We start from the raw sequence: 24,764 nt of genomic DNA, 5'->3' as shown, positions 1-24,764 counted from the left end.
GGATCAAACTCTCCGTAAAAAAATTACGACCCCCAACCCCGAAGAGAAGGAGAGTCAAGTTTGACCTCTAGCAAATAAGACATCTCTCCGACCCGAAAGCCGGAAGCTGACATCAATTTCCAAAGGAATCCCAACCCGATCCGAAGATCAAGGCCGGGGTATAAAATTGGCATTGAACATAGTGCACGCTGTTGAGTTCTCAAGAATCGGACACATCCCGCCTCCACACCAGAACGGTGCTTCACAACGAAAGTGATCGAAGTTTGCTGTACGAGGGCTTTAGCCACTCGATTTGTCTTGCTTGCCGAGACCGGTTAGGCTTGTCAGGACCGAAGTCCCGATCGCCTCCGTGGCAACTCGACTACCTTAGCACATCCGCAGGCCGTGTCAAGTCCGGCTTCTTCGTGGTGTTCGCTGCACGATCGAGGACCGCACCGCTGCACCGGGCTCGGCCGTGAGGCCTTGCAACGAAGCCGGGACCGTGTCCCGTGGAGGCTTTGCATCTTACGCTCGCGATCCCGCAGTCTTCAAGAGACGAATCTCTAACAGGCCTGGGAGCGAGGGGATGGTCCCCGCTTGAGGTGGGCCAGCTGGTCTCGACGCTCCGCGCCTGACTCCCGCTTGCCGCTCCTTTGGGGTGACGAGGAGTTACATTACGTCGGGCCTCGGCCGAGCGGCAAATCGCCTGCGTCCCGGGCGTGTCGCGATTCAGGGGCCGTGCGTCGCTGAGTGTCCGACTCGGTACCCGACACCGGCTACCGGCTACCGGCTATCGGCTATCGGCTATCGGCTACCGGCTACCGGCTACCGGCTACCGGCTACCGGCTACCGGCTACCGGCTACCGGCTACCGGCTACCGGCTACCGGCTACCGGACACCGGACACCGGACACGGGACACGGGACACCGTGTTGATGAGACCGCCGACGCCGTCATCATCCGCGTCCGCTCGAGGAGAGCGGGCACGCGGTCAGCGGACGAAGGCCCCGGCGAAGCTCTTCTTGCCGCGACGGAGGACGGCGATCCCATCGATCAACGGGAGCTCGCCGAGCGTGACGGTCTCGGACGGGAGGGCGGTGTTGTTCACCGAGAGCCCGCCCTGGGCGAGAGCCCGCCGCGCCTCCCCCGTGCTGGCGACGAGTCCGGTCTCGACGAACGCCTGCAGCGCCGGCGTCTCCGGGGTCGCCTCCATCGAGGGCACCGCCTCGAGTGCGCCGCGGAGGATGACCGGGTCGATCCCCTCGAGCGAGCCCTTGCCGAAGAGCGCGGCCGAGGCGTCGATCACCGAGCGCGTCGCCTCCGCTCCGTGCACCAGCGACGTGACCTCCCAGGCGAGCGCGCGCTGCGCCTCCCGGCGGAACGGCTCGTCGGCAGCGGCCTTCTCCAGGCGCTCGATCTCCGTGCGCGGCAGGAAGGTGAAGATCCGCAGGCGGTCGGCGACGTCACGGTCGTCCGTGTTGACCCAGAACTGGTAGAACGCGTACGGGCTGGTGAGCTCGGAGTCGAGCCAGACGGCGTTGCCCTCGCTCTTGCCGAACTTGGTGCCGTCGGAGTTCATCACCAGCGGTGTGCCGATCGCGTGGACCGACACGCCCTCCGTGCGGTGGATCAGGTCGGTCCCGCTCGTCAGGTTGCCCCACTGGTCGCTGCCGCCGGTCTGCAGGACGCACCCGTACTGCCGGTAGAGCTCCAGGTAGTCGAGTCCCTGCAGGATCTGGTAGCTGAACTCGGTGTAGCTGATCCCCGCGTCGGAGTTGAGGCGGGCGCTGACCGCGTCCTTCTTGAGCATCGTCCCCACACGGAAGTGCTTCCCGATCTCCCGCAGGAAGTCGATCGCCGACAGCGGAGCGGTCCAGTCGAGGTTGTTGACCAGGCGCAGCCCGTTGTCGCCGCCCGCGGGAACGAACCGGGACACCTGCGCCTGGAGGCGCTCGACCCACGCCGTCACCGTCTCGCGCGAGTTCAGCGTCCGCTCGGCCGTCGGACGCGGATCCCCGATCAGCCCGGTCGAGCCGCCGACGAGCCCGAGCGGCCGATGCCCGGCCAGCTGGAGCCGGCGCATGACGATCAGCTGCACCAGGTTCCCGAGGTGGAGGCTGGGCGCGGTCGGGTCGAACCCGCAGTAGTAGGTGATCGGCTCCCCCGACAGCAGCTCGCGCAACGCTCCCGCATCGGTCGACACGTGCACCGAGCCTCGCCAGACCAGCTCGTCCCACACGGAGTCGAAGGCGGGGTCGAGCCGCGGGCTCGTCGCGGACCCGGGGAGGTGCTGGTCGATCACCCGACCAGGCTACCGCGGCGGGAAGGAGCCGGTCTCCGGGAGTCAAGCGCACAGGCTTGATCCGGGGCGATCAAGTGCCGATACTTGATCGAGGAGGTCCGATGTTCGTCATCACCGCGGATCAGCGCGACAGCAGGCACGACCACGACCGCGTGGACCAGGCGATCGCGAGCCTGATCGACGACGGTCGGGCGTCGTTCGTCCTGCCCCCGGAGCGGACGGCGGGCGACGAGTTCCAGTGCGTGCTCGACCGGGCCGATGCCGTCGTCGCGCTCGTGCTCGAGCTGCACCGGACCGGCCACTGGAGCATCGGCCTCGGGATCGGCCCCGTCGACCGGCCACTCCCCGCGACCACGAGAGCGGCGACCGGGGAGGCGTACTTCGCGGCGCGCCGGGCGGTCGAGGCGGCGAAGGGCCGGCCGACGCGCTTCTCCCTCGATCCGGACGCACCGGGAACGGCGGCGCCGGCACCGGCGGACGTCCAGGCGCTGATCGATCCGCTCCTCCTGCTGCGCGACGCGCGCTCCGAGGCCGGCTGGCAGATCGTCGACCTGCTCGAGAGCGGCCTCTCCCAGAAGGATGCGGCCGAGCGCCTCGCCGTCAGCCCGCAGGCGGTCAGCCTCCGGGTCCGCGCGGCGAGTGCTCGAGTCGACGCTCCCGCCCGTGACGCGCTCGCGCGCCTGCTGACAGTGGTCGACCGTACGCTCGACCCCACCGACGAGAGGACACCCCGATGACGGCACCCCCCGGATCCCCCGCCCTGCTCCTCGCCTCCGCGCTGCAGTCCGCCTCGTGGACGGGCGTGGTGCTCGTGCTGCTCGCCGGACTCGCCGGTGCGGTGCTCGCCGTGCGCCTTCGCCGTCCGCAGCTCGCCTGGATCCCCCTCGTGGCGGCGGCCGCCGCCTTCCTGCTCACGGCGGTCGCCGGACCGTCCGCGCCCCCGATCCACTCCGTCCTGGTGGCGGTGCTGGCCTTCGCGCTGGCGATCGCGGGCGGCGGGCCGGTCGTGCTGCTCACCCTCCGGCTCGCGACGGCCGACTCCCGCAGCGGCAGCCACGGCGGCATCATGGTCGCCGGAACCTCCCGCCCCGCCGCCGGGAGCGCGCCCTCGGCGATCGGCCAGCCGATCGAGGTGCTGCGCGGGGGGACGACGATCGGGGTCCTCGAGCGGATCGCGACGGCCGGCGCACTGATGAGCGGTCTCCCCGAGGGGATCGCGGTCGTGGTGGCGATCAAGGGCGTCGGCCGCTTCAGCGAGCTCGCCTCCCCGGAGGCGCGCGAGCGGTTCATCATCGGCACGCTGGCGAGCCTCGCCTGGGCGGCGGCTCTCGGCGTTCTCGCCCGGCTCTACCTCGCGGGCTGAGCTCCGGGCCGCCGCCGGGGCACTGCTCTCCGGTAGGGCGAGACGGTGGGGTCGCCCGGGATGCTGAAGCGCCACGGGAAGTCGTCCCCGCCGCCCGGGCCCGAGACGCCGGTGCGCGGGCCCGCCGCCACGGAGGACGGCCTCTCCCCCGGCAGCAGCTCGAACGCCGCCTCGAGTGGGTCGCCCGACTCGGTGAGACGGACTCCGAGGGCCTTCGCCAGCCGTGCGGGTCCGCGGGCCAGATCCCGGCTGCGAACGGGTCCGCGCCGGATCATCGCGAAATCCTCCCCCGATACGACCTCGCCGGCGCGCAGCAGCACCGCCGACGCCGTGCCCGCCGGGGAGCAGACGATGTTCACGCAGGTGTGCATCCCGTAGGTGAAGTACGCGTACACGGACCCGGGCGGACCGAACATGGGAGCCGTCCGGGGTGTCGGTCCGCGGTGCGCATGCGAGCCCGGATCCTCACCGGTTCCGAGGTACGCCTCGACCTCGGTCAGCCGGACGCCGACCACGCCCTCCGGCGTGCGGTGCAGGAGGACGCGGCCGAGCAGCTCCGGTGCCACCTCGAGGGCCGAGCGCGCGAGGTCGGGGAGGTCGGCGCTCAGAAGAAGCTCTGGCCCGACACGAGGGTGATCACGATCACCGCGACGATCACGACTGCGGCGACGAGCACCAGAGTCCGCTGCTGCCAGGGGCGCAGCGGCGGACGGCCGTCGTCGCCCGGCGCTCCTCGAAGAGTCACGGGCGTTCCCCTCGGAGGGATCCGCGCACGACCCGGACGCGCTCGGTCAGCCGGGCGAGCTGCTCCGCGACGCGGTCGGGAGCCGTGCCGCCGACACCGTCCCGGCTCGCCACCGATCCCTCGATGCTGAGGACGGACCGCACGTCTGGAGTGAGCAGCGGCGACACCGAGGCGAGCGCGGTGTCGTCGAGATCCTCGAGCCCCCTCCCCTGCGACTCCGCTAGCTTGACCAGCTCACCGGTGATCTCGTGGGCGTCCCGGAAGGGCACGTGCTTCTTCACGAGCCACTCGGCCACGTCGGTCGCGAGGGAGAAGCCCTGGGGCGCGAGCTCCGCCATCCGGTCGGTGTGGAAGGTGAGGGTCGCGATCATGCCGCTGAACGCGGGCAGCAGCACCTCGAGGGTCGTCACCGAGTCGAAGACCGGCTCCTTGTCCTCCTGCAGGTCGCGGTTGTAGGCGAGCGGCAGCGCCTTGAGGGTCGCGAGCAGCCCGGTGAGGTTGCCGATCAAGCGGCCGGACTTCCCCCGGGCGAGCTCGGCGATGTCGGGGTTCTTCTTCTGCGGCATGATCGAGGACCCGGTCGAGTAGCCGTCGTCGAGCGTGACGAAGGCGAACTCCCGCGTGTTCCAGAGGATGACCTCCTCCGCGATGCGCGAGACGTCGATCCCGATCATGGCGGTGACGAAGGCGAACTCGGCGACGAGGTCGCGGCTGGCCGTCCCGTCGATCGAGTTCGGCACGCTCGACGCGAAGCCGAGATCGCGGGCGACCGCCTCGGCGTCGAGGCCGAGGGTCGAGCCGGCGAGGGCGCCCGAGCCGTAGGGCGAGACGTCCGCCCGGACGGCCCAGTCCCGCAGGCGCTCCAGATCGCGCAGCAGCGCCCAGCCGTGGGCGAGCAGATGGTGCGCGAGGAGCACGGGCTGAGCGTGCTGGAGGTGGGTGCGCCCGGGCATGATCGCCGTCGGGTGCGCCGACGCCTGCGCGGCGAGGGCGTCGATGAGCTGCACCACCAGCTCCGAGACGAGCGCCGCGTGGTCGCGGAGGTACATCCGGACGAAGGTGGCGATCTGGTCGTTGCGCGAGCGCCCCGCGCGGAGCTTGCCGCCGAGCTCGGGACCGGCTTCGAGCATCAGGCCGCGCTCGAGGGCGCCGTGCACGTCCTCGTCGGACTCGTCGGCGGTGAAGCTCCCGTCGGTGACGGCAGCCTCGAGCCGGTCGAGCGCCGCGAGCATCGCGGTGAGCTCGGCGTCGTCGAGGTAGCCCGCTCCGGCGAGCGCCCGGGCGTGGGCGCGGGAGCCGGCGAGGTCGTAGGGGGCGAGCTGCCAGTCGAAGTGGGTCGACCTCGAGAGCGCGGCGAGCTCGGGCGAGGGGCCGCCGGCGAAGCGGCCGCCCCACAGGGCTCCGGCCTCGCCCGCGCGGGCGGAGGGTCGTTCCGTCATGGTTCTCCTCGGGTTCGGCTGTCGAGTCTACTGAGCGGCGTCGGCGGTGCCGGCGCGCTCCAGGAGCCACACGAGCAGGGCCTTCTGCGCGTGCAGGCGGTTCTCCGCCTCGTCCCAGATCACGCTCTGCGGGCCGTCGATCACGTCGGCGGTCACCTCGTAGCCGCGGTCCGCGGGCAGGCAGTGCAGGAACAGCGCGTCGGGAGCGGCAGCGGCCATCGTGGCGGCGTCGACCCGGTAGGCACCGAAGGTCGCGACGCGCGCCGCCTTCTCGTCCTCCTTGCCCATCGACACCCACGTGTCCGTGATCACGATGTCGGAGCCGGCCGCGCCCTCGTCGGGGTCGGTCGTGGTGATCGCCGATCCGCCGGTAGTCGCGGCGATGCGCTGCGCATCGGCCAGGACCGCCGCGTCCGGCGAGTACGACTCCGGGGAGACGATGCGGACGTGCATGCCGGCCGTGGCCCCCGCCAGGAGGTACGAGTGCGCCATGTTGCTCGCTCCGTCCCCGAAGAACGTGAGCGTGAGTCCCGCGAGGTGACCGCGGTGCTCGCGGATGGTCAGCAGGTCGGCGAGGAGCTGGCACGGGTGGAACTCGTCCGAGAGCGCGTTGACGACCGGCACGCGCGTGCTGCGCGCCATCTCCTCCAGGCCCGACTGCGCGTAGGTGCGCCACACGATGGCGGCGACCTGGCGCTCCAGGACCCGCGCCGTGTCGGAGGCGGTCTCCTTGCCGCCGAGCTGGCTGCTCGCGGTCGAGATGATCAGGGGGCTCCCGCCGAGATCGGCGATGCCGACCGCGAAGGAGACACGGGTGCGCGTGGAGGACTTGTCGAAGATCACGGCGACGGTCTGCGGCCCGGCGAGGGGCTTCCGGGAGAAGCGGTCGCGCTTGAGCTCGAGGGCGAGGTCGAGGATCTCGGCCTGCTCGGCGGGAGTGATGTCGTCGTCGCGGAGGAAGTGGCGGGTCACGGTGCTGGTCGCTTTCGGTGGAGGTACGGGGTCAGAGGGTCTGCAGTGCGCGGCCGAAGCGCTCGGCGAACTCGGCGACGTCGGCGGCGGTCACCACGAGCGGAGGCGCGAGCCGGATGCTCGAGTCGTTCGCCGCGTTCACGATCAGGCCGGCGTCGAGGCAGGCGGCGGCGAGCTCGGCGGCGACCGGCCGGGTCAGGGCGATGCCCAGGAGGAGGCCCGCGCCGCGGACCCCTCCGATCAGGGGCGAGTCGAGAGCGGTCAGCGCGTCGACGATCTGCGCCCCGCGCTCCCGCGCGTTGCCGAGAAGGTCGGCGCGCTCGATCTCGGCGAGCACGGCTCCGGCCACGGCGGTCGCGAGCGGATTGCCGCCGAAGGTGCTGCCGTGGTGGCCCTTCTGCAGGAGGTCGGACGCCTCGCCGAAGGTCACCAGCGCTCCGACGGGGAAGCCTCCGCCGAGCCCCTTGGCCAGGGTGACGGCGTCGGGCAGGATCCCCGCCTCCTGGTAGGCGAACCAGCGTCCGGTCCGCCCGACCCCGGTCTGGATCTCGTCGACGATGAGCAGCGCGCCGTGCTCGCGGGTGAGCTCCCGCGCGCGCTCGAGGTAGCCGGCCGGCAGCGGGATGACGCCCGCCTCCCCCTGGATGGGCTCGACGATCAGCGCGGCGACGGACTCGTCGAGAGCCGCCTCGAGGGCCTCGATGCTCGCCTCGAGGTGCTCGACCCCTCCCGGCATCGGCTCGAACGGCGCGCGCATGGCCGCCTTGCCGGTCAGAGCGAGCGCGCCCATCGTCCGCCCGTGGAACGCGTTCTGCAGCGCCACGACGCGGTGCCGGCCGCCGGCCGCGTTCAGCCGCGCCAGCTTGAAGGCCGCCTCGTTGGCCTCGGTGCCCGAGTTGGCGAAGTAGACGCGGCCCGTCTCCCCGGCCCCGGTGAGGCGGCGCAGGGTCTCGGCGAGCTCGATCTGCGGGGCGGTCGCGAAGTAGTTGGAGACGTGGGCGAGCGCACCGGCCTGGCGCGTCACGGCCTCGACGAACACGGGATGCGCATGGCCGAGCGAGTTGACGGCGATGCCGCCGAGGAAGTCGAGGTACTCCCGCCCGTCGACGTCCCAGACCCGGCAGCCCTCGCCGCGCTCGAGCACGGCGAGCGGCGGCGCGAAGGTCTGCATCATCGCGGCGGAGTAGCGGTCGCGCGCCGAGCCGGTGCGGGACGCGGTCGTGGGGGTGGACATGGTGGCCTTTCGATCGGAGCGGTCCGGCCGCGAGGGCCGACGGTGCGCGCGTCCCGGACGGGACGGGCGCTCGGAGCCGGGGCCGCTGAGGATCAGCGGCCCGACATTCGCTCCCGGTCGCGGGGGTCGAGCGAGGCGACGACCTCGGTGCCGATGCCCTCCGAGGTGAACACCTCGAGCAGGATCGAGTGCGGGATGCGGCCGTCGATGATGGCGGCCTTGGGCACTCCCCCGCGCACGGCGTCGAGGCAGGCGGTCATCTTGGGGATCATGCCCGATTCGAGCGAGGGCAGCAGAGCCGCGAGGTCGTCCGAGCGGATGTGCGAGACGAGCGACTCGCGGTCGGGCCAGTCGGAGTAGAGGCCGGCCACGTCGGTGAGGACGACGAGCTTCTCGGCGCCGAGCGCGACGGCCAGCGCGGCGGCGGCGGCGTCGGCGTTGACGTTCAGCGACTGCGTGGGGTCGTCCGAATCGGGGGCGATCGAGGACACGACCGGGATCCGGCCGGCCTCGAGCTGAGCGAGGACGGCGGCGGGGTCCACAGCGATCACGTCTCCGACGAGTCCGAGGTCGTGCTCCTCGCCGTCGATCACGACACCGCGGCGGCGGCCGACGAAGAGGCCCGCGTCCTCACCGGAGATGCCGGCGGCGAGGGGGCCGTGCTCGTTGATCCGGCGGACGATGTCGCGGCTGATGCTGCCGGTGAGCACCATCCGCACCACCTCCATCGCCTCGGGGCTCGTGACCCGGTAGCCGCCCCGGAACTCGCTCTCGATCCCGAGCCGGTCGAGCATCCGCGAGATCTGCGGCCCGCCGCCGTGGACGACCACGGGGCGGATCCCGGCGTAGCGCAGGTAGACCATGTCCTGGGCGAAGGAGCGCTGCAGCTCCTCCGACACCATCGCGTTGCCGCCGAACTTGATCACCATCGTGCGCCCGTGGAAGCTCTGCAGCCAGGGCAGCGACTCGATGAGCGTCGCGGCCTTCCCGGGCGCGGCGTCGCGCTCGGCGCGGCTCTCGGCCGAGAGAGTGGTGTCGTCGCTCATGGCCGCCTCAGCTCGAGTACGCGGAGTTCTCGTGCACGTAGTCGTGCGTGAGGTCGTTGGTCCAGATCGTGGCCGTCGCGTCGCCGGCGTGCAGGTCGATGTCGACGGCGACCTCCCGAGGGGCGAGGTCGACGAGGTCGCGGCTCTCGTGCGGCTCGCCCGCGAGGCAGACCTGCACCCCGTTCATCGCGACGTCGATGCCGTACGGGTCGAACTGCGCATCGGTCGTGCCCACGGCGGCGAGGACGCGGCCCCAGTTGGGATCCTTGCCGAAGATCGCGGCCTTGAACAGGTTGCTGCGGGAGACGGCGCGGGCGACGACCACGGCCTCGTCCTCGGTCGCGGCGTTCAGCACGCGGATCGCGACGTCGTGGGCGGCGCCCTCCGCATCCGCCTGCAGCTGCAGGGTGAGGTCGCGGCAGACCGCGGTCAGGGCCGCGGTGAACTCGTCGGCGTCGGCCTCGACGCCGCTGGCGCCGCTCGCGAGCAGTGCGACGGTGTCGTTCGTCGACATGCAGCCGTCCGAGTCGAGGCGGTCGAAGGTGACGCGGGTCGCGGCACGCAGGGCGGTGTCGAGAGCGGCGGACTCGAGGGCCGCGTCGGTCGTGATCACGACCAGCATCGTCGCCAGACCCGGCGCGAGCATCCCGGCGCCCTTGGCCATGCCGCCGATGCTCCAGCCCTGCTCGGAACGGACCACCGCCTGCTTCGGGACCGTGTCGGTGGTCATGATCGCGCGGGCGGCCGCCTCGCCCGCCTCGGGTCCCCCGGCGAGCTCGGCGGAGGCACCGGTCACGCCGGCGGTGAGCTTCGCGAGGTCGAGCTGGTCGCCGATCAGCCCGGTGGAGCACACCAGCACGTCGCCGGCGGACACCTCGAGGCTCTCGCCCACGAGCTCCGCGGTGCGGTGGGTGACCTGGAAGCCCTGAGCACCCGTGTAGCAGTTGGCGCCGCCGGAGTTGAGGACGATCGCCGAGACGACGCCGTCGCGCATCACCTGCTCGCTCCAGAGGACGGGGTTCGCCTTGCAGCGGTTGCTCGTGAAGACCGCGGCGGCGCTCTGCAGCGGGCCGAGGTTCTGCACGAGCGCGACGTCGCGCGTTCCGGTCGACTTCAGCCCGGCGACGACTCCGGCCGCCCGGAACCCTGCTGCTGCGGTGACGCTCACGGCGCGACTCCGTTCACGCTCAGGCCGAGGGACTCCGGGAGTCCCAGGGCGATGTTGGTGGACTGGACGGCCGCGCCCGCGGTGCCCTTGACCAGGTTGTCGATGGCCGAGACGACCACGACGCGGCGGGCCCGCTCGTCCACGGCGAGTCCGATCAGAGCGGTGTTCGCCCCCACCACGTCGGCCGTCCGGGGGAAGGAGCCCTCCGGGAGCAGCTGGACGAAGGTCTCGTCGCCGTAGGCGGTCTCCCACGCGGCGCGCACGTCCTGCGCGGAGACGCCGGGAGCGAGGCGCGCGGTCGAGGTCGCCAGGATGCCCCGGGACATCGGCACGAGGACCGGGGTGAACGAGATCGAGACGGGTCCGGCTCCGGCGAGCAGGAGGTTCTGCCGGATCTCGGGATTGTGGCGGTGCGCTCCGCCGAGGCCGTAGGCGTGCGCGGAGCCGAGGAGCTCGCTGGCGAGGAGGTCGATCCGCAGGCTCTTGCCCGCACCCGAGGGTCCGACGGCGAGGACCGCGACGAGGTCCGACGACTCGATCACTCCGGCGTGCAGGCCGGGGGCCAGGCCGAGCGTGATCGCCGTGACGTTGCAGCCGGGGACGGCGATGCGCCGCACTCCGGCGAGCGCCTCGCGCTGCTTGCGTCCGCCGCCGCCGATCAGCAGCTCCGGGAGCCCGTAGGGCCAGGCCCCGGCGAAGTCGCCCCCGTAGAAGTCGGCCCAGTCCTGCGGGTCGGTCAAGCGGTGGTCGGCGCCGCAGTCGACGACGAGGACGTCCTCGGGCAGGGTCGCGGTGATCTCGCCCGACTTCCCGTGCGGGAGGGCGAGGAAGACGACGTCGTGCCCGGCGAGGTTCCCGGTCGTCGTGTCGACGAGGACGAGGTCGCGGAGCGAGCGGAGGTGCGGGTGCACGGCGATGAGGGGCTGACCCGCGTTGGCGTGCGCCGTCACCGTGCGCACCTCGAACTCGGGGTGGTCGGCGAGCAGTCGCAGCAGCTCGCCGCCCGCGTAGCCGCTCGCACCGGCCACCGCCACGGAGAAAGTCATGCCCGAGAGCCTAGCCGGTGCGGGTGCGGGGCCCCGCCCGGCCGAGCCGGACGGGACCCCCGGCCTCACTCGCGGAGTCGGACGCCGAAGCGCTCCGCCGCCACGGCCACGCCGTTCTCCTTCGCGGCCGTCGCCTCGGCCGCGGTGAGCGTGCGGTCCGGCGCGCGGAAGCGCAGCGCGAACGTCAGCGACTTCGTCCCCTCGGCGAGCCCGGTGCCGCGGTAGTCGTCGACCAGGCGGATCGCCTCGAGCAGCTCGCCCGCCCCCTCGGCGACGGCGGCGCGCACGTCGGCTGCCGCGATGCCGACCGGCACGACGAGCGAGAGGTCCTGGGTCGCGGCGGGCAGCGCGCCCACCGGACGGGCCACGACGACCCTCCCGGCCCGCGCGAGCAGCGGCTCGAGGTCGAGCTCGACCACGGCGACGCGGCGCGGGAGGTCGAGCTCCTCGGCGAGCGCCGGGAGCAGCTCCCCCGCGTGCCCGATGACCGCGCCGTCGAGCACGACCTCGGCGGTGCGGCCCGGGTGCAGCGCGGCGTGGGCCCCCTGGCGCAGCACGAGCTCGGTGCCGGTCGCCGCGGCGACCTCGCGGACCACGTCGAGGGCGTCGCGCCAGTCGACGTCACGCCCGGCGACACCGGGCTGGCGCACGACGGCGGCACCCGTGAGCAGCGCCGCGAGGTGCCGCGGCTGCGGCGGAATGCCCGCGTTCAGCTCGGCCTCGACCTCCGCGGACGGACGCGTCCCGCCCGCAGGGAGCGCCCCCGAGCCGAACGGGCGGCCGGCAACCGGGAGGAAGACGGAGCCGAGCTCGTAGACCGCGAGATCCGTCAGGCCGCGCGAGCGGTTGCGGGCCGCGACCTGCACGAGACCCGGCAGCAGAGAGATCCGCAGCTGGCCCGCGGTCGCGTCGAGCGGGTTGGCGAGCGTGATCTGCTCCTGCGGCTCCCCGTCGACCGAGCCGAGCCGGTCGTTGATCGAGCGCGAGAGGAACGGGTACGAGAGCACCTCGGTCAGGCCCGCGGCGGCGAGCGCCTGGGCGAGGGTGCGGCGCAGCCGCTGGCCCGGGGTCAGCCCGCGGCCGGGAGGCGCGACGGGCAGGATCGCCGGGATGCGGTCGTACCCGGTGATGCGGGCGACCTCCTCCGCGAGCGAGGCGCGGTCGACGAGGTCGGGGCGCCAGCTCGGCGGAGTCACCAGCAGGCCCGCTCCGCCGGCCTCGACGGAGGCGCCGATCTCGACGAGCGCGCCGCGGATCTCCTCCGGGGTGTACTCCACGCCGATGAGGCCTGCGACGTAGCCGTCCGGCAGCTCGACCGGCTCCGCCGTGCGCGGGTCGGCCAGGACCGAGCCGAGCTCGTCCGCCGTGCCGCCGGCGAGCTCCACGAGCAGCTGCACCGCGCGGGCCGCGGCGACCGAGGCCACCTCGGGGTCGACGCCGCGCTCGAAGCGCCGCGACGCCTCGCTCGGCAGCTTGTGCCGGCGAGCCGTCCGGGCGATCGAGACCGGGTCGAAGTTCGCCGCCTCGAGCAGGACGTCGGACGTGGCGTCCGAGATCTCGGTGCGCGCGCCCCCCATCACTCCGGCGAGGCCGATCGCCCCGCCGTCGTCGGCGATGACGAGGTCCTCCGCGTGCAGGCGCCGGGTCTGGCCGTCGAGCGTCTCGAGGGTCTCCCCCGGTGCGGCGCGGCGCACCACGATGCCGCCCTGCAGGGTCGCCAGGTCGTAGCCGTGCAGCGGCTGGCCCAGCTCGAACATCACGTAGTTGGTGATGTCCACGACGAGCGAGATCGAGCGGACGCCGGCCAGTCGCAGTCGCGCGAGCATCCACGGCGGCGTCGGTCGTGAGACGTCGACGCCCCGAACGACGCGCGTGACGAACACGGAGGCGCCGACACGGCCGCGGATCGGCGCCTCGTCGGCCACGGACACGGGGAAGACGGGGGCCGTCTCCGTGCGCTCGTGCGGAGGGAGCGCCCGAGCGGGGTCGCGGAAGGCGGCTCCGGTGGCGTGGGCGTACTCGCGGGCGATGCCGCGGATCGAGAAGGCGTAGCCGCGGTCGGGCGTCACGTTGACCTCGACCGCGGCGTCGTCGAGACCGAGGAGCGCGACGGCGTCCGTGCCCGGCTCCGGGTCGAGCCCGAGCGAGGCGAGGCGGAGGATGCCGTCGTGGTCGTCCCCGAGGCCGAGCTCGCGGCTCGAGGCGATCATCCCGTCGGACACGTGCCCGTAGGTCTTCCGCGCGGAGATCGGGAACGGCCCGGGCAGGACCGCGCCCGGCAGTGACACGACGACCTTGTCGCCGGCCGCGAAGTTGTGGGCTCCGCAGACGATGCCGCGGACGTCCTCTCCGCCGTCGGCGGCACGCCCGCCCTCCGGGGCCACGCGGACGTGGCACCAGTTGATGGTCTTGCCGTTCTTCTGCGGCTCCGGAGCGAGGTCGAGCACCTCGCCGACGACGACGGGGCCGGTCACCTCGAAGCGGTGGACGTCCTCCTCCTCCAGGCCGACCGACACCAGGGCCGCGTGCACGGACTCCGTCGTGACGTCCTGCTCGAGGTCGACGTACTCCCCCAGCCAGCTCAGCGGGATGCGCATCAGATCACCATCCCGTACTGCTCGCTGAAGCGGACGTCGCCCTCGACCATGTCGCGCATGTCCTTCACGTCGTTGCGGAACATCAGGGTCCGCTCGATCCCCATGCCGAAGGCGAACCCGGAGTACTCCTCCGGGTCGATCCCGGCCGCGCGCAGCACGTTCGGATTGACCATGCCGCAGCCGCCCCACTCGATCCAGCGGGCACCGCCGACGAAGGTCGGGTGCCAGACGTCCAGCTCGGCGCTGGGCTCGGTGAAGGGGAAGTAGTTCGGGCGCAGGCGAATGCGCGCGTCGTCGCCGAAGAGGATCCGCGCGACGTGCTCGAGGGTGCCCCGCAGGTGCGCCATGGTCAGGCCGCGGTCGACGGCGAGACCCTCGAACTGCGTGAACACGGGCGTGTGCGTCGCGTCGAGCTCGTCGGTGCGGTACACCCGTCCGGGAGCGATCACGTAGAGCGGCAGCGGGCGCTCGAGCATCGAGCGGATCTGCACCGGCGAGGTGTGCGTGCGCAGCACCAGGTGCGAGTCGACGGGGTCGACGAAGAAGGTGTCCTGCATGGCTCGGGCCGGGTGGTCCTCGTCGAAGTTCAGGGCGTCGAAGTTGAACCACTCGTTCTCGAGCTCCGGCCCCTCCGCGATCTCCCAGCCCATCCCGACGAACACGTCGGCGATCGACTCCTGGAGCAGCGAGAGGGGGTGGCGGGCGCCGCGGCGCACGAAGCTGGCGCCGGCGGTGACGTCCACGCGCTCGGCCTCGAGCGCGGCCGCGTCCTCGGCCTCGACGAGCTCGGCCTCGCGGGCGGCGTAGGCGTCGCCCACCTGCTTGCGGGCACCGCCGACGAGCTTGCCGGACGCCGCCTTGTGCTCGGGCGGGACGGAGCGCATCTGCGCGTTGAGGCGGGCGAGGGCGGACCCCTCGCCGAGGTGGGCGGCTCGGGCGGACTTCAGAGCGGTGGAGTCGCCCGCCGCGCCGATGGCGGCGAGGGCGTCGGCGACCGCCGCGGAGACGGCCTCATCGGTGATCGGGTTGCTGTCTGACACGATCCCCCAGTGTAGGCGAGGGCCTCCGCCCCCTCCCGCCGCCCGCGCGCGGTGCTCGTCGCGCTCGCCCGCGGCCAGGCCCCCATCTGCGCCGACGGCCCTCGAAGCCCCGCCACCGGCGCTGCTCGACCAGCAGGGGCGGGTTCTCGCTACGCCGGGGTCGGAGGCTGCTCGACCGGAAGGAAGCTGGGCGCCGCCGGACGGGAAGACGCCCGGACCGATCGCGACTCCCCGATCACCACCGCCTCCGCGTCGACGACGCCGGAGCGGAGCACCACCGCTCGATGCGCTGAGCGATCGCCGGACCCTCGAGGCGAACGGACGAATCGCGTGCGAGCGATTCCTCCTAGCCGGACGCAGGACGCTCTGCGGAACCCGACCCCGTCAGGAAGCCGACCGCGGTGAGGATCGCCCTCGGGCGATCCTCACAGTTCAATCCTGCACAGCGATCAGCTGCGTGTCCGTCTGCGCGCGGGCTGCGGGGTGGCCGCCGATGGTGCGGCCGCCGCGTCCGCCGCTCTTCGTGCGGATCTCGATCCACTTCGCCAGCCCCGAGAGGAGGAGGCAGATGCCGATGTAGATCGCTCCGATGACGATCGCCGCCGGGATGATCGGGCTGTCGAGGCTCGACTGGTTGCCCAGGTAGCGCGCGTAGTACAGCAGCTCGTTGTAGGTGATGATCGAGCCGAGCGCCGTGTCCTTGAGGGCGACGACGAGCTGGGCGATGATCACGGGCAGCATCGAGCGGATCGCCTGGGGGAACAGGATGAGCCGCATCACGCCGGACTTGCGCAGGCCGATCGCGTAGCCCGCCTCCTTCTGTCCTCGCGGGAGGGCTTCGATGCCGGCGCGGAAGATCTCGGAGAAGACGGAGCCGTTGTAGAGGGTCAGGGCGATGACGACGGCGAGGTAGGGGCTGAGCTTGAGGCCCGCGAACGGCAGGCCGTAGTACATCAGCATCATCAGGATCAGGACGGGGATCGCCCGGAACAGCTCGATGAAGAGCGTGACGGGGACGTTGATCCAGCGCCGGTCCGAGAGCCGGCCGATCGCCAGGAGGAGGCCGAGGACGAGGCTGGCGACGCCCGCCGTGGCGAAGGCCGCGAGCGTGCGGCCGAGGGCGCCGCCGATGCTCTGCCAGACCAGCGGGTAGCCGAACGCGCGCCACTTGGAGGCGTCGAACTGGCCGGACTCCGCGAAGCGCCAGACCACGAAGCCGAGGAACGCCGCGATCAGCAGGACGACGACGACGCCGATGACGAGGTTGCGCACGACGGCCCGGGGGCCGGGGTTGTCGAAGAGGACGGAGCTCATCGGGCGACCCTCCACTTCTTCTCGAGCTGACGTTGGACGAGCGAGAGCAGGGTGACCAGGACCACGAAGACCAGGGCCACCCAGAGGACGACGATGAGGCTGTTCTCGCCGCGCTCGTTGAGCACGCGGACGATGGTGCCCGCCTCCGCGACCGAGAAGCCGGCGGCGACGGTGGTGTTCTTCAGCAGCGCGATCAGGACGCTCATGAGCGGCGGGATCACGGAGCGGAAGGCCTGGGGCAGGACGACCTGCGTCATCGTGAGGCCGAAGTCGAGGCCGATCGCGCGGGCCGCCTCGGCCTGGCCGATCGGCACGGTGTTGATGCCCGACCGCAGCACCTCCGCGACGTAGGTCGCGGTGTAGAGGCTGAGGGCGCAGATCGCCAGGTTCGTGTAGTCCACCTGCGGCAGGTCGAGCTTGGGGTAGCCGAAGGCGAAGAAGAACATCACCAGCGTGAGCGGGGTGTTCCGGATGGTGTTCACGTACACCGTGCCGACCGCGCGGGCGATCGGGACGGGCGAGACGCGCATCGCGCCGACCACCGTGCCGATCAGCAGGGCGAACACGAGCGAGACGCTGAAGAGGATCAGGGTGTTGCCGAAGGCCGGGACGTAGACGTCGAGGTTGTTCAACAGGACATCCATGCGGCTGGCCCTTCTGTCGGAGCGGTGGTGGTGGTCGAGGAGAGGGGACCCCCGGGCGGCGGTCGGGCCGCCCGGGGCGCCTCCTAGTAGTCGTTCACCGCCGGCTGGGTGACGGTCGTGCCGGACTGGCCGAGCGTCTCGTCGTAGATGGCGCTCCAGGTCTCGCCGCCGTCGGTCAGCATGCCGTTGACGAAGTGGCGCAGGGCGTCGTCGTCCTTCGGCAGGCCGATGCCGTAGAGCTCGGTGCTGAAGGGCTCTCCGACGACCTTGAGCTCGTCGGGCTTCTGAGCGGCGTAACCGATCAGGATCGCGCCGTCGGTGGTGACGGCGTCGACGGTGCCGTCGGAGAGGGCGTCCACGCACTGCGAGTACGTGTCGAACTCCTCGGTCTTCACCTCGGGGTAGTTGGTGCGGATGTTCTGGATCGGGGTGGAGCCGGTGGCCGAGCACACGGTGGTGTCGGCGGTGAGGTCGTCCGGTCCGGTGATCGTGTCGTTGTCGGCCGCGACGAGCAGCTGCTGGCCGGTCTCGAAGTAGGGTCCGGCGAAGCCGACCTGCTCCTTGCGCTTGTCGGTGATCGAGTAGGTGCCGACGTAGTAGTCGATGTCGCCGTTCACGATCGACGCCTCGCGGTTGGCCGACGGGATCGCCTGGAACTCGATGGCGTCGGCCGCGAAGCCGAGCGAGGCGGCGGTCCACTTGGCGATCTCGATGTCGAAGCCGGAGCGCTCGCCGGTCGCCGCGTCGAGGTAGCCCAGCCCGGGCTGATCCTCCTTGACGCCGATGACGACCTTGCCGTCCGCGGTCATCGCGTCGAAGGTCGGGCTGCCCTCGAGAGTGACGTCGGAGGCGACCTCGTACGCGGAGGTCCCTCCCTCGGAGCCTCCACCGGCGCCGCCGCCGGCGGTTCCGGCGTCGCCGGAGCAGCCGGCGAGGGCGAGGGTCGCTGCCGCGAGTCCCGCGGTCATGAACATGAGCCTGGTGCGCATGATCGTCCTTCCTGGGGTTCGGCCCGCCGGAGCGGGCGATGTCGGGTCGGCTCCCGGGTCACGGGTCCGACCTGCCTGGTGGCTGCTGATCGCGCTTCTAGTGCGTGATGAGCTTGGAGAGGAAGTCCTTGGCCCGGTCGGTGCGGGGCGCGGTGAAGAACGACTCAGGGTCGGTGTCCTCGAGGATCTCGCCGTCGGCCATGAACACGACGCGATCGGCGGCCTTCCGGGCGAAGCCCATCTCGTGGGTGACGACGATCATCGTCATCCCGTCCTTGGCGAGCCCGACCATCACGTCCAGGACCTCGTTGATCATCTCGGGGTCGAGCGCCGAGGTCGGCTCGTCGAACAGCATCACCTTGGGCTTCATCGCCAGCGCCCGCGCGATCGCGACGCGCTGCTGCTGCCCGCCGGAGAGCTGGGCCGGGGTCTTGGCGGCCTGGTGGCCGACGCCGACCCGGTCGAGCAGCGCCGTGGCCTGGGCCTCCGCGTCCTTGCGGGAGAGCCCGCGGACCTTGATCGGGCCGAGGGTGACGTTCTCGAGGATCGTCTTGTGCGCGAAGAGGTTGAACGACTGGAAGACCATCCCGACGTCGGCGCGGAGCGCGGCGAGGCCCTTGCCCTCCTCCGGGAGCTTCTGACCGTCGATGGTGATGGTGCCGCCCGAGATCGTCTCGAGCCGGTTGACCGTGCGGCAGAGCGTCGACTTGCCGGATCCGGAGGGGCCGAGGACCACGACGACCTCGCCCCGGTGCACCGTCAGATCGATGTCCTTCAGAGCCTGGAAGTCGCCGTAGTGCTTCTGCACCCCGGAGAGGACGACGAGGGGTTCACCGGCGGGAGCGGCGGCGCGCTCGTCTTGCGGGGCTGTGACCATGCCGTCAGAGAAGCACACGGGGATGGGCCGGTCAAATCATGAGGGAATTCTTAACCGAAGGGTAACAACGCGCCCTGTTCTCCAGGTTCGCAGCACCCTCGGCCCGGTTCCTCTCAGGAACGCAGCGCGAAGGCGCTCTCGTACAGGCAGACGGAGGCCGCGGTCGCGAGGTTGAGCGACTCCGCCGCCCCGTAGATGGGCACCGCGACCACGCCGTCGACGAGGGCGAGCGACTCGTCCTCGAGGCCGCGCGCCTCGTTGCCGAAGACCCAGACGGTCGGCTGGGCGAGGTCCCCGCGGGCGCGGACGTCGAGCAGGTCCTCCCCCTTCACGTCGGCCGCGACGGAGCGCAGTCCCACGCCGCGGAGCCGGCCCAGCACGTCGGCGAGGTCGGCGCCGACCGCGACCGGGAGGTGGAAGAGCGAGCCGGTCGTGGAGCGCACGACCTTGGGGTTGTAGAGGTCGACCGAGCGGCCGGACAGCACGACCGCGTCAGCGCCGGCGGCGTCGGCGGCACGGATGATCGTGCCGAGATTGCCCGGATCGCGGACCTCCTCGAGCACCGCCACGAGGCGCGGCTCGGAGGCGACGACGTCCTTGAGCGACGTGGGGAACTGACGGCAGACCGCGACGAAGCCCTGCGGAGTGACGGTGTCGGCCATCGCGTCGAGGACGTCCTCGGTCACGTACTCGATCTCCACCTCCGCCTCGGCGGCCGCGGCGACGATCTCGGGGTGCCGCTCCAGAGCGGTCGGAGTCGCGAACGACTCGACGATCAGCTCCGGTCGGTACTGCAGCGCCTCGGAGAGTGCCTGCGGGCCCTCGAGGAGGAAGAGCCCCGTCTCGAGCCGGGCCGGGCGGCGGGTGAGCTTCGCCACGGAGCGGACACGGGGAGAGCGGGGGTTGTCGAGCATGCGGCGAGCCTATCGGCGCGGTGATCGCCGCCCCCGCAGACACGGCGCGGGAGGGCCTGCGTACGACGGAGGGGGCCGCGACCTCTCGGTCGCGACCCCCTCCGGGAAGCCGTGCTGACTACGCTGCGGCCTTGGGCGCCGAGGTGTCGGCGGGCAGCGCGCTCTTCGCGGTCGCGACGAGCGAGGCGAACGTGGCCGGCTCGGTGATCGCGAGGTCCGCGAGGATGCGGCGGTCGACCTGGACGCCGGCCAGGGCGAGGCCCTGGATGAAGCGGTTGTAGGTCAGGCCGTTCGCGCGGGACGCGGCGTTGATGCGCTGGATCCAGAGACGACGGAATTCGCCCTTCTTGGCGCGGCGGTCGCGGTACGAGTAGACGAGGGAGTGGGTGACCTGCTCCTTCGCCTTGCGGTAGAGGCGCGACCGCTGGCCGCGGTAGCCCGAGGCGCGCTCGAGGATGACGCGACGCTTCTTGTGGGCGTTGACGGCCCTCTTCACTCTTGCCATTGCTGTTTCTTCCTATCGATCCGTGTCGGCTGAGTAGCGACCACGCGGCGCAGCGGGCTGCGCCGGCGGTGGGCTACAGACCGAGAAGCTTCTTGGCGACCTTGGCGTCCTGCGGGGCGAGGACCTGGTCCTGGTTGAGGCGGCGCGTGCGAACGCTGGACTTGGACTCCAGGTTGTGGCGCATGCCGGCCTGCTGCTTCATGACCTTGCCGGAGCCGGTCACCTTGAAGCGCTTCTTGGCACCCGAGTGGGTCTTCATCTTGGGCATGTTCTCTCCTTGTGAACGTCACTCCGCGCTCGGCGGGGCGAAACCGGTGCCCCGCGAGCGGGGCGTCCACCGGCCCCGAGGCCGGGGCGGCGAAGTACTAGACGGACTCGGCCTCGGCCGTGTCCTCGGGGGTGTTGGCCTCGCGACGAGCGGCGCGGACCGCATTGGCCTCGGCCTTCGCCTCGGACTTGTTCTTCAGCGGGCCGATGACCATCACCATGTTGCGACCGTCGATGGTCGGGGTGGACTCGACCTGGCCGAACTCGGCGACGTCCTCCGCGAAGCGCTGGAGCAGGCGGACGCCCATCTCGGGGCGCGACTGCTCGCGACCGCGGAAGAGGATCATCGCCTTGACCTTGTCGCCGGCCTTGAGGAAGCCCTCGGCGCGCTTGCGCTTGGTCTCGTAGTCGTGCTTGTCGATCTTCAGGCGGAAACGGACCTCCTTGAGGATCGTGTTCGCCTGGTTGCGACGGGCTTCCTTGAGCTTCTGAGCCTGCTCGTACTTGAACTTCCCGTAGTCCATGATCTTGGCCACGGGCGGCTTGGAGTTGGGGGCGACCTCGACCAGGTCCAGGTCTGCGTCCTGCGCGAGTCGCAGGGCGACCTCGATCTTGACGACGCCGACCTGTTCTCCTGCGGGACCCACGAGGCGGACCTCGGGGACGCGGATACGGTCGTTGGTACGGGGATCGCTGATTGCGTTTCTCCTCTGATCTCGGTGAGTGCAGCTGCGCTGCCGGAGTCTTCTCCAGCGCACCCGAGAGAGGTGATCGTCCCGTCCACGTCGTGCCTGCAGCACGGCGCTCGCACCCTGTGACGCGGTTCCCGAGGCGGACCTCGAGAGCCGCAGCCCTGCCTCCGGTGGTCTGACGACCCTCGGGGGCGGAGTGCTTCTGACCCGGTAACCTTGTGAAGCGGTCAAGCGCGGGTGGGAGAATCTCCACTTTCGAACCGAGGACATGCCTCGGAGCCCGGACAACCATAGCAGACCGGCGGCCCGCCCGACAGAGCGGATCCGGCCGCCCCTCGATCCTCTGCTGCGGCGGCCGCGCCCCTCCACCACGGACGACGAACGAAGGACCCATGGCCCAGTACGACGACGACTACACGCGACGATTCGGCGAGGACGGCGGAGCCTCCGACGTGGAGGCCGCGCGCGACATCGCGGAGGTCCCGGCGGTGGAGATCATCACCACCGCCGCCGTGCACCTGATGAGCGCGGCCGCCGTCAAGTGCGGGCTCGCCGACGAGCCCGGAGCGCAGGTCGACCTCGACGAGGCGCGCAAGCTCATCAACGCGCTCGCGGGCCTGGTCACGGCCGGGGCGCCCGACATCAGCGACATGCACGCCCGGAGCCTGCGCGACGGCCTCCGCACCCTCCAGCTCGCGTTCCGTGAGGCGTCCCCGATAGCCGACCCGATCGGCAAGGGCCCGGGCGAGAAGTGGACCGGCCCGGTCACCTGATCGGGAGTCAGCGGGCGGCGGCGAGCTGCAGCGTCATCGAGTCGACGCGCTGCGCGACGGTCTCGTCGGCCGCCCACCGCTCCCCCAGGCGCGCGACGAGGGCGCCGAGCGCGTCCTGATCGAGCCCCGGGCGCAGGCTCAGGACCACCACGAGCTCGGGCCCCGCCAGGCGCTGCTCCGGATCTCCCGCGCGCACCTCGAGCGAGGCGACCGCCCGCTCCCCCTCCGCAGCCGCGCGCAGAGCCCGGAGCACCTCCGCATCGGCGGGGGCCGGCCGCCAGTCGCCGCCCTCCGCGATCGCCCAGAGCGCCGGGCGCCGGACCGCGAACGCCCGCTCGGACGCGGGGTCGAGGACCATCACCTCGGTGCCCTCCGCGACGGCCGCCAGGGCCGCGCGGCGCCCGTCGACAGGGACGGGACGGGCGGCCGGGTCCCACCGGCGCATGCTCTCGACGCCGCTGAAGACGGGGAGCACCGTGCGGCCGTCGGGTCCGGCGACCGTGACGATCGCGAGCTCCTGCGTCTTGTCCGCCCGGAGTCCCCCGACCCCCTCGGCCTCCTCGCCGAGGCGGGCGACCAGAGGGATGAGCAGGCGGGACGTGCGGAGCGCGTCGACCACGGCCTCCGGGCCGCGAATGCCGCGGGTGAAGGACTCGAGCGCGGCGACCAGCGCCTCCGGGGCGCTCCCGTCGTCCTCCGGTGCTGCGCTCGGCTCGAAGTGCCGGCCCGCCCAGGGAGTGCCGGCGGAGTCGGTCAGATGCGCCGGGAGCGGGCGGGGCTCACTCGGATGCGACATCCAGGGCCTCCGCGAGCGTGAACGCGCCCGCGTACAGCGCCTTGCCGACGATCGCGCCCTCGAGCCCCTGGGGCACGAGGTCGCGCAGAGCGGCGATGTCGTCGAGGTTCGAGATGCCGCCCGAGGCGATCACGGGGCGATGGGTGCGGGCCATGACCTGCTCGAGGAGCTCGAGGTTCGGGCCCTTGAGCGTGCCGTCCTTCGTGACGTCGGTGACGACGTAGCGGGTGCAGCCGGCCTCCTCCAGGCGGTCGAGGACCTGCCAGAGGTCGCCGCCCTCCTTGGTCCAGCCGCGCGCGGCGAGCGTGGTGCCCCGGACGTCGAGCCCGACGGCGATCTGGTCGCCGTACTGCGCGATGACGCTCGCGGCCCACTCGGGGTTCTCGAGCGCCGCGGTGCCGAGGTTGATGCGCTTCGCGCCGGCGCTCAGCGCGGACTCGAGGCTGCGGTCGTCGCGGATCCCGCCGGAGAGCTCGACGTTGACGCCCTTCACCTGCCGGATGACCTTCTTCATGATGCCGTGGTTGTCGCCGCGGCCGAAGGCGGCGTCGAGGTCGACGAGGTGGATCCACTCCGCGCCCTGGTCGGCCCAGTCGCCCGCGGCGTCGATCGGGTCGCCGTAGTTGGTCTCGGTCCCGGCCTCGCCCTGCGTGAGCCGCACGGCCCTGCCGCCCGCCACGTCGATCGCGGGCAGGAGGACCAGGCCCGGGGCCTTGGTGAACTCGCTCATCGTCATCCTCAGTCTCGGAGCCGGTGCCGGCCCCTGGAGGCGCCGACCACCGGCCGATCCTAGTTCGTGCGGAGGGTGCCCAGCCAATTGGCCAGCAGCCGGAGCCCGGCGGCCCCCGACTTCTCGGGGTGGAACTGCGTGGCCGAGAGCGGCCCGTTCTCGACCGCGGCGATGAAGGGGCCTCCGTGATCGGCCCAGGTGACCGCGGGACGCGGGAACGGGGGCATCACGTCGAGCGACCACTCGCGGGCGCCGTAGGAGTGCACGAAGTAGAAGCGCTCCTCGGCGATGCCGTCGAAGAGCACCGAGCCCTCGGGAGCGGAGACGGTGTTCCAGCCCATGTGCGGGACGACCTCGGCCGGGAGGAGGTCCACCGTCCCCGGCCACTCGCCCAGGCCCTCGCTCTCGACCCCGCGCTCGACGCCGCGCTCGAAGAGCACCTGCATCCCGACGCAGATGCCCAGGACGGGGCGCCCGCCGGCGAGGCGCTTCTCGATGATCTCGCCGCCGCGGGCGCGGGTCAGCGCCGACATCACGGCGTCGAAGGCGCCGACGCCGGGCACGAGGAGGCCGTCCGCCTCCAGCGCCCGCTTCCGGTCCCCCGTCAGCTCGACGTCGGCCCCGGCGAGCTCGAGCGCCTTGACGGCGGAGTGCACGTTCCCCGAGCCGTAGTCGTAGACAACGACGGAGGGGCGGGCCCAGCTCACAGCGCGCCCTTCGTCGACGGCACGCCGGAGACGAGCGGGTCGAGGGCCTTGGCCTGACGGAAGGCGCGGGCGAACGCCTTGAATTCCGCTTCGGCGATGTGGTGCGGGTCCCTGCCGCCGAGCACCGTGACGTGCACGGTGAGGCCGGCGTTGAACGCGATCGCCTCGAAGACGTGGCGCACCATCGACCCGGTGAAGTGGCCGCCGATCAGGTGCAGCGCGAAGCCCTCCGGCTCGCCGGTGTGCACGAGGTAGGGGCGCCCCGAGATGTCGACGACGGCCTGCACGAGCGCCTCGTCGAGGGGGACGAGCGCGTCGCCGAAGCGGGAGATCCCGGCCTTGTCGCCGAGCGCCTGACGGATGGCCGTGCCGAGCACGATGCCGATGTCCTCCGCGGTGTGGTGGATGTCGATCTCGATGTCGCCGCGGGCCCGGACTCGGAGATCCGTGAGCGAGTGCTTCGCGAACGCCGTCAGAAGGTGGTCGAAGAAGGGCACGCCGGTCTCGAGATCGGCGACGCCCGTGCCGTCGAGGTCGAGGGAGAGCTCGATGCTCGACTCGCTGGTGGCACGGCTGAGGGAGGCGGTGCGCCCGGGTGCGGCGCTCGGGGAGGTCATGTCTTCCAG

At 71.8% G+C, this 24,764-nt stretch carries 26 protein-coding genes; 3 read left to right on the top strand and 23 right to left on the bottom strand.

Going from position 1 to position 24,764, the window contains the following annotated elements; genetic code table 11:
* Window positions 1-969 precede the first annotated feature (969 nt).
* A complete protein-coding gene (gene tyrS, locus C5C57_RS06795) occupies window positions 970-2,280 on the bottom strand; it encodes a tyrosine--tRNA ligase (protein ID WP_104224503.1) in 1,311 nt (436 codons plus the stop codon).
* A gap of 101 nt (window positions 2,281-2,381) precedes the next feature.
* On the opposite strand from tyrS, the gene C5C57_RS06790 reads away from it, so the two are divergent.
* Window positions 2,382-3,017: a DNA-binding protein gene (locus C5C57_RS06790; protein ID WP_104255580.1), complete on the top strand. Its 636-nt coding sequence runs from the start codon at window positions 2,382-2,384 to the stop codon at window positions 3,015-3,017.
* Complete coding sequence (locus C5C57_RS06785; RefSeq protein ID WP_258059401.1) at window positions 3,014-3,643, top strand: hypothetical protein; 630 nt, start codon at window positions 3,014-3,016, stop codon at window positions 3,641-3,643. The genes C5C57_RS06790 and C5C57_RS06785 overlap by 4 nt, the downstream gene beginning before the upstream one ends.
* Here C5C57_RS06785 and C5C57_RS06780 read toward each other — a convergent pair.
* The 18 genes from C5C57_RS06780 to infC all read right to left on the bottom strand — a co-directional run bounded on the left by C5C57_RS06780 (window position 3,628) and on the right by infC (window position 21,087).
* On the bottom strand, window positions 3,628-4,251 hold the full coding sequence (locus C5C57_RS06780; protein WP_104297453.1) for a DNA-3-methyladenine glycosylase: 624 nt from the start codon (window positions 4,249-4,251) through the stop codon (window positions 3,628-3,630). The two genes, C5C57_RS06785 and C5C57_RS06780, sit on opposite strands and share 16 nt — an antisense overlap.
* On the bottom strand, window positions 4,248-4,388 hold the full coding sequence (locus C5C57_RS18050; protein ID WP_160034127.1) for a hypothetical protein: 141 nt from the start codon (window positions 4,386-4,388) through the stop codon (window positions 4,248-4,250). Before C5C57_RS18050 ends, C5C57_RS06780 begins: the two co-directional genes overlap by 4 nt.
* A complete protein-coding gene (gene argH / locus C5C57_RS06775) occupies window positions 4,385-5,827 on the bottom strand; it encodes an argininosuccinate lyase (protein ID WP_104297452.1) in 1,443 nt (480 codons plus the stop codon). Before argH ends, C5C57_RS18050 begins: the two co-directional genes overlap by 4 nt.
* A 27-nt stretch (window positions 5,828-5,854) precedes the next feature.
* The gene (argF, locus tag C5C57_RS06770; RefSeq protein ID WP_104238645.1) at window positions 5,855-6,799 is read right to left on the bottom strand and encodes an ornithine carbamoyltransferase; all 945 of its coding nucleotides are present in this window, start codon (window positions 6,797-6,799) and stop codon (window positions 5,855-5,857) included.
* Window positions 6,800-6,830: 31 nt separating this feature from the next.
* Window positions 6,831-8,033, bottom strand: a complete 1,203-nt coding sequence (locus C5C57_RS06765) for an acetylornithine transaminase (RefSeq protein ID WP_104287940.1) — start codon at window positions 8,031-8,033, stop codon at window positions 6,831-6,833.
* Between the two features lie 92 nt (window positions 8,034-8,125).
* Window positions 8,126-9,079, bottom strand: a complete 954-nt coding sequence (gene argB, locus C5C57_RS06760) for an acetylglutamate kinase (RefSeq protein WP_104224497.1) — start codon at window positions 9,077-9,079, stop codon at window positions 8,126-8,128.
* 7 nt (window positions 9,080-9,086) lie between these two features.
* Window positions 9,087-10,247, bottom strand: coding sequence for a bifunctional glutamate N-acetyltransferase/amino-acid acetyltransferase ArgJ (gene argJ, locus C5C57_RS06755; RefSeq protein ID WP_104297451.1), 1,161 nt, complete (start codon window positions 10,245-10,247; stop codon window positions 9,087-9,089).
* Entirely contained in the window at window positions 10,244-11,293 is a 1,050-nt protein-coding gene (gene argC, locus C5C57_RS06750; RefSeq protein WP_104297450.1) for an N-acetyl-gamma-glutamyl-phosphate reductase, read from the bottom strand. The genes argJ and argC overlap by 4 nt, the downstream gene beginning before the upstream one ends.
* Window positions 11,294-11,358: 65 nt before the next feature.
* Window positions 11,359-13,890 (bottom strand): phenylalanine--tRNA ligase subunit beta, encoded by a 2,532-nt coding sequence (pheT, locus tag C5C57_RS06745; RefSeq protein ID WP_104297449.1) that lies wholly within the window; start codon window positions 13,888-13,890, stop codon window positions 11,359-11,361.
* Window positions 13,890-14,930: a phenylalanine--tRNA ligase subunit alpha gene (pheS, locus tag C5C57_RS06740; protein ID WP_104250188.1), complete on the bottom strand. Its 1,041-nt coding sequence runs from the start codon at window positions 14,928-14,930 to the stop codon at window positions 13,890-13,892. The genes pheT and pheS overlap by 1 nt, the downstream gene beginning before the upstream one ends.
* 432 nt (window positions 14,931-15,362) lie before the next feature.
* Entirely contained in the window at window positions 15,363-16,244 is an 882-nt protein-coding gene (locus C5C57_RS06735; RefSeq protein ID WP_104297448.1) for an amino acid ABC transporter permease, read from the bottom strand.
* Complete coding sequence (locus C5C57_RS06730; RefSeq protein WP_104224491.1) at window positions 16,241-16,888, bottom strand: amino acid ABC transporter permease; 648 nt, start codon at window positions 16,886-16,888, stop codon at window positions 16,241-16,243. The genes C5C57_RS06735 and C5C57_RS06730 overlap by 4 nt, the downstream gene beginning before the upstream one ends.
* A gap of 83 nt (window positions 16,889-16,971) precedes the next feature.
* Window positions 16,972-17,877: a glutamate ABC transporter substrate-binding protein gene (locus tag C5C57_RS06725; protein ID WP_181027238.1), complete on the bottom strand. Its 906-nt coding sequence runs from the start codon at window positions 17,875-17,877 to the stop codon at window positions 16,972-16,974.
* Window positions 17,878-17,974: 97 nt separating this feature from the next.
* Entirely contained in the window at window positions 17,975-18,754 is a 780-nt protein-coding gene (locus tag C5C57_RS06720; protein ID WP_104224489.1) for an amino acid ABC transporter ATP-binding protein, read from the bottom strand.
* Window positions 18,755-18,867: 113 nt separating this feature from the next.
* Window positions 18,868-19,668 carry an RNA methyltransferase gene (locus C5C57_RS06715; protein WP_104224488.1) on the bottom strand — a complete coding sequence of 267 codons (801 nt, stop codon included), beginning with the start codon at window positions 19,666-19,668 and terminating at the stop codon, window positions 18,868-18,870.
* Window positions 19,669-19,786: 118 nt separating this feature from the next.
* Entirely contained in the window at window positions 19,787-20,173 is a 387-nt protein-coding gene (rplT, locus tag C5C57_RS06710) for a 50S ribosomal protein L20 (protein ID WP_104224487.1), read from the bottom strand.
* 73 nt (window positions 20,174-20,246) lie between these two features.
* Window positions 20,247-20,441 (bottom strand): 50S ribosomal protein L35, encoded by a 195-nt coding sequence (rpmI, locus tag C5C57_RS06705; RefSeq protein WP_055793295.1) that lies wholly within the window; start codon window positions 20,439-20,441, stop codon window positions 20,247-20,249.
* Between the two features lie 97 nt (window positions 20,442-20,538).
* Window positions 20,539-21,087, bottom strand: coding sequence for a translation initiation factor IF-3 (gene infC, locus C5C57_RS06700; RefSeq protein ID WP_374952931.1), 549 nt, complete (start codon window positions 21,085-21,087; stop codon window positions 20,539-20,541).
* A gap of 437 nt (window positions 21,088-21,524) precedes the next feature.
* Between infC and C5C57_RS06695 the strand changes: the two genes are divergently transcribed.
* Window positions 21,525-21,905, top strand: coding sequence for a DUF1844 domain-containing protein (locus C5C57_RS06695; RefSeq protein ID WP_104313470.1), 381 nt, complete (start codon window positions 21,525-21,527; stop codon window positions 21,903-21,905).
* A gap of 7 nt (window positions 21,906-21,912) precedes the next feature.
* Here the strand turns inward: C5C57_RS06695 and C5C57_RS06690 are convergent, their stop codons facing one another.
* The 4 genes from C5C57_RS06690 to hisB are packed head-to-tail and all read right to left on the bottom strand — an operon-like array spanning window position 21,913 to window position 24,755.
* Window positions 21,913-22,701: an SseB family protein gene (locus tag C5C57_RS06690; RefSeq protein WP_104247910.1), complete on the bottom strand. Its 789-nt coding sequence runs from the start codon at window positions 22,699-22,701 to the stop codon at window positions 21,913-21,915.
* Complete coding sequence (priA, locus tag C5C57_RS06685; protein WP_104224506.1) at window positions 22,685-23,431, bottom strand: bifunctional 1-(5-phosphoribosyl)-5-((5-phosphoribosylamino)methylideneamino)imidazole-4-carboxamide isomerase/phosphoribosylanthranilate isomerase PriA; 747 nt, start codon at window positions 23,429-23,431, stop codon at window positions 22,685-22,687. Before priA ends, C5C57_RS06690 begins: the two co-directional genes overlap by 17 nt.
* Before the next feature lie 59 nt (window positions 23,432-23,490).
* Window positions 23,491-24,138, bottom strand: a complete 648-nt coding sequence (hisH, locus tag C5C57_RS06680; RefSeq protein ID WP_104297447.1) for an imidazole glycerol phosphate synthase subunit HisH — start codon at window positions 24,136-24,138, stop codon at window positions 23,491-23,493.
* Window positions 24,135-24,755, bottom strand: coding sequence for an imidazoleglycerol-phosphate dehydratase HisB (gene hisB / locus C5C57_RS06675; protein ID WP_104224484.1), 621 nt, complete (start codon window positions 24,753-24,755; stop codon window positions 24,135-24,137). Before hisB ends, hisH begins: the two co-directional genes overlap by 4 nt.
* Window positions 24,756-24,764: the final 9 nt, after the last annotated feature.

Origin of the sequence: Rathayibacter sp. AY1C5 (genome assembly GCF_002931705.1) — a bacterium.
GTDB lineage: Bacteria > Actinomycetota > Actinomycetes > Actinomycetales > Microbacteriaceae > Rathayibacter.
The sequence above is the reverse complement of the archived record's forward strand: the minus strand, read 5'-3'. Positions and strand labels throughout refer to the sequence as shown.

Bases quoted from the DNA above. Each gene is read 5' to 3' on its own strand.
- C5C57_RS06720 (WP_104224489.1), bottom strand. From the start codon at position 18,754: ATGGTCACAGCCCCGCAAGACGAGCGCGCCGCCGCTCCCGCCGGTGAA.
- argC (WP_104297450.1), bottom strand. From the start codon at position 11,293: ATGACTTTCTCCGTGGCGGTGGCCGGTGCGAGCGGCTACGCGGGCGGC.
- priA (WP_104224506.1), bottom strand. From the start codon at position 23,431: ATGAGCGAGTTCACCAAGGCCCCGGGCCTGGTCCTCCTGCCCGCGATC.
- rplT (WP_104224487.1), bottom strand. From the start codon at position 20,173: ATGGCAAGAGTGAAGAGGGCCGTCAACGCCCACAAGAAGCGTCGCGTC.
- C5C57_RS06695 (WP_104313470.1), top strand. From the start codon at position 21,525: ATGGCCCAGTACGACGACGACTACACGCGACGATTCGGCGAGGACGGC.
- C5C57_RS06785 (WP_258059401.1), top strand. From the start codon at position 3,014: ATGACGGCACCCCCCGGATCCCCCGCCCTGCTCCTCGCCTCCGCGCTG.
- pheT (WP_104297449.1), bottom strand. From the start codon at position 13,890: ATGCGCATCCCGCTGAGCTGGCTGGGGGAGTACGTCGACCTCGAGCAG.
- C5C57_RS06725 (WP_181027238.1), bottom strand. From the start codon at position 17,877: ATGCGCACCAGGCTCATGTTCATGACCGCGGGACTCGCGGCAGCGACC.
- hisB (WP_104224484.1), bottom strand. From the start codon at position 24,755: ATGACCTCCCCGAGCGCCGCACCCGGGCGCACCGCCTCCCTCAGCCGT.
- C5C57_RS06690 (WP_104247910.1), bottom strand. From the start codon at position 22,701: ATGTCGCATCCGAGTGAGCCCCGCCCGCTCCCGGCGCATCTGACCGAC.
- C5C57_RS06790 (WP_104255580.1), top strand. From the start codon at position 2,382: ATGTTCGTCATCACCGCGGATCAGCGCGACAGCAGGCACGACCACGAC.
- C5C57_RS06730 (WP_104224491.1), bottom strand. From the start codon at position 16,888: ATGGATGTCCTGTTGAACAACCTCGACGTCTACGTCCCGGCCTTCGGC.
- C5C57_RS06765 (WP_104287940.1), bottom strand. From the start codon at position 8,033: ATGTCCACCCCCACGACCGCGTCCCGCACCGGCTCGGCGCGCGACCGC.
- C5C57_RS06735 (WP_104297448.1), bottom strand. From the start codon at position 16,244: ATGAGCTCCGTCCTCTTCGACAACCCCGGCCCCCGGGCCGTCGTGCGC.
- argB (WP_104224497.1), bottom strand. From the start codon at position 9,079: ATGAGCGACGACACCACTCTCTCGGCCGAGAGCCGCGCCGAGCGCGAC.
- C5C57_RS06715 (WP_104224488.1), bottom strand. From the start codon at position 19,668: ATGCTCGACAACCCCCGCTCTCCCCGTGTCCGCTCCGTGGCGAAGCTC.
- rpmI (WP_055793295.1), bottom strand. From the start codon at position 20,441: ATGCCCAAGATGAAGACCCACTCGGGTGCCAAGAAGCGCTTCAAGGTG.
- argH (WP_104297452.1), bottom strand. From the start codon at position 5,827: ATGACGGAACGACCCTCCGCCCGCGCGGGCGAGGCCGGAGCCCTGTGG.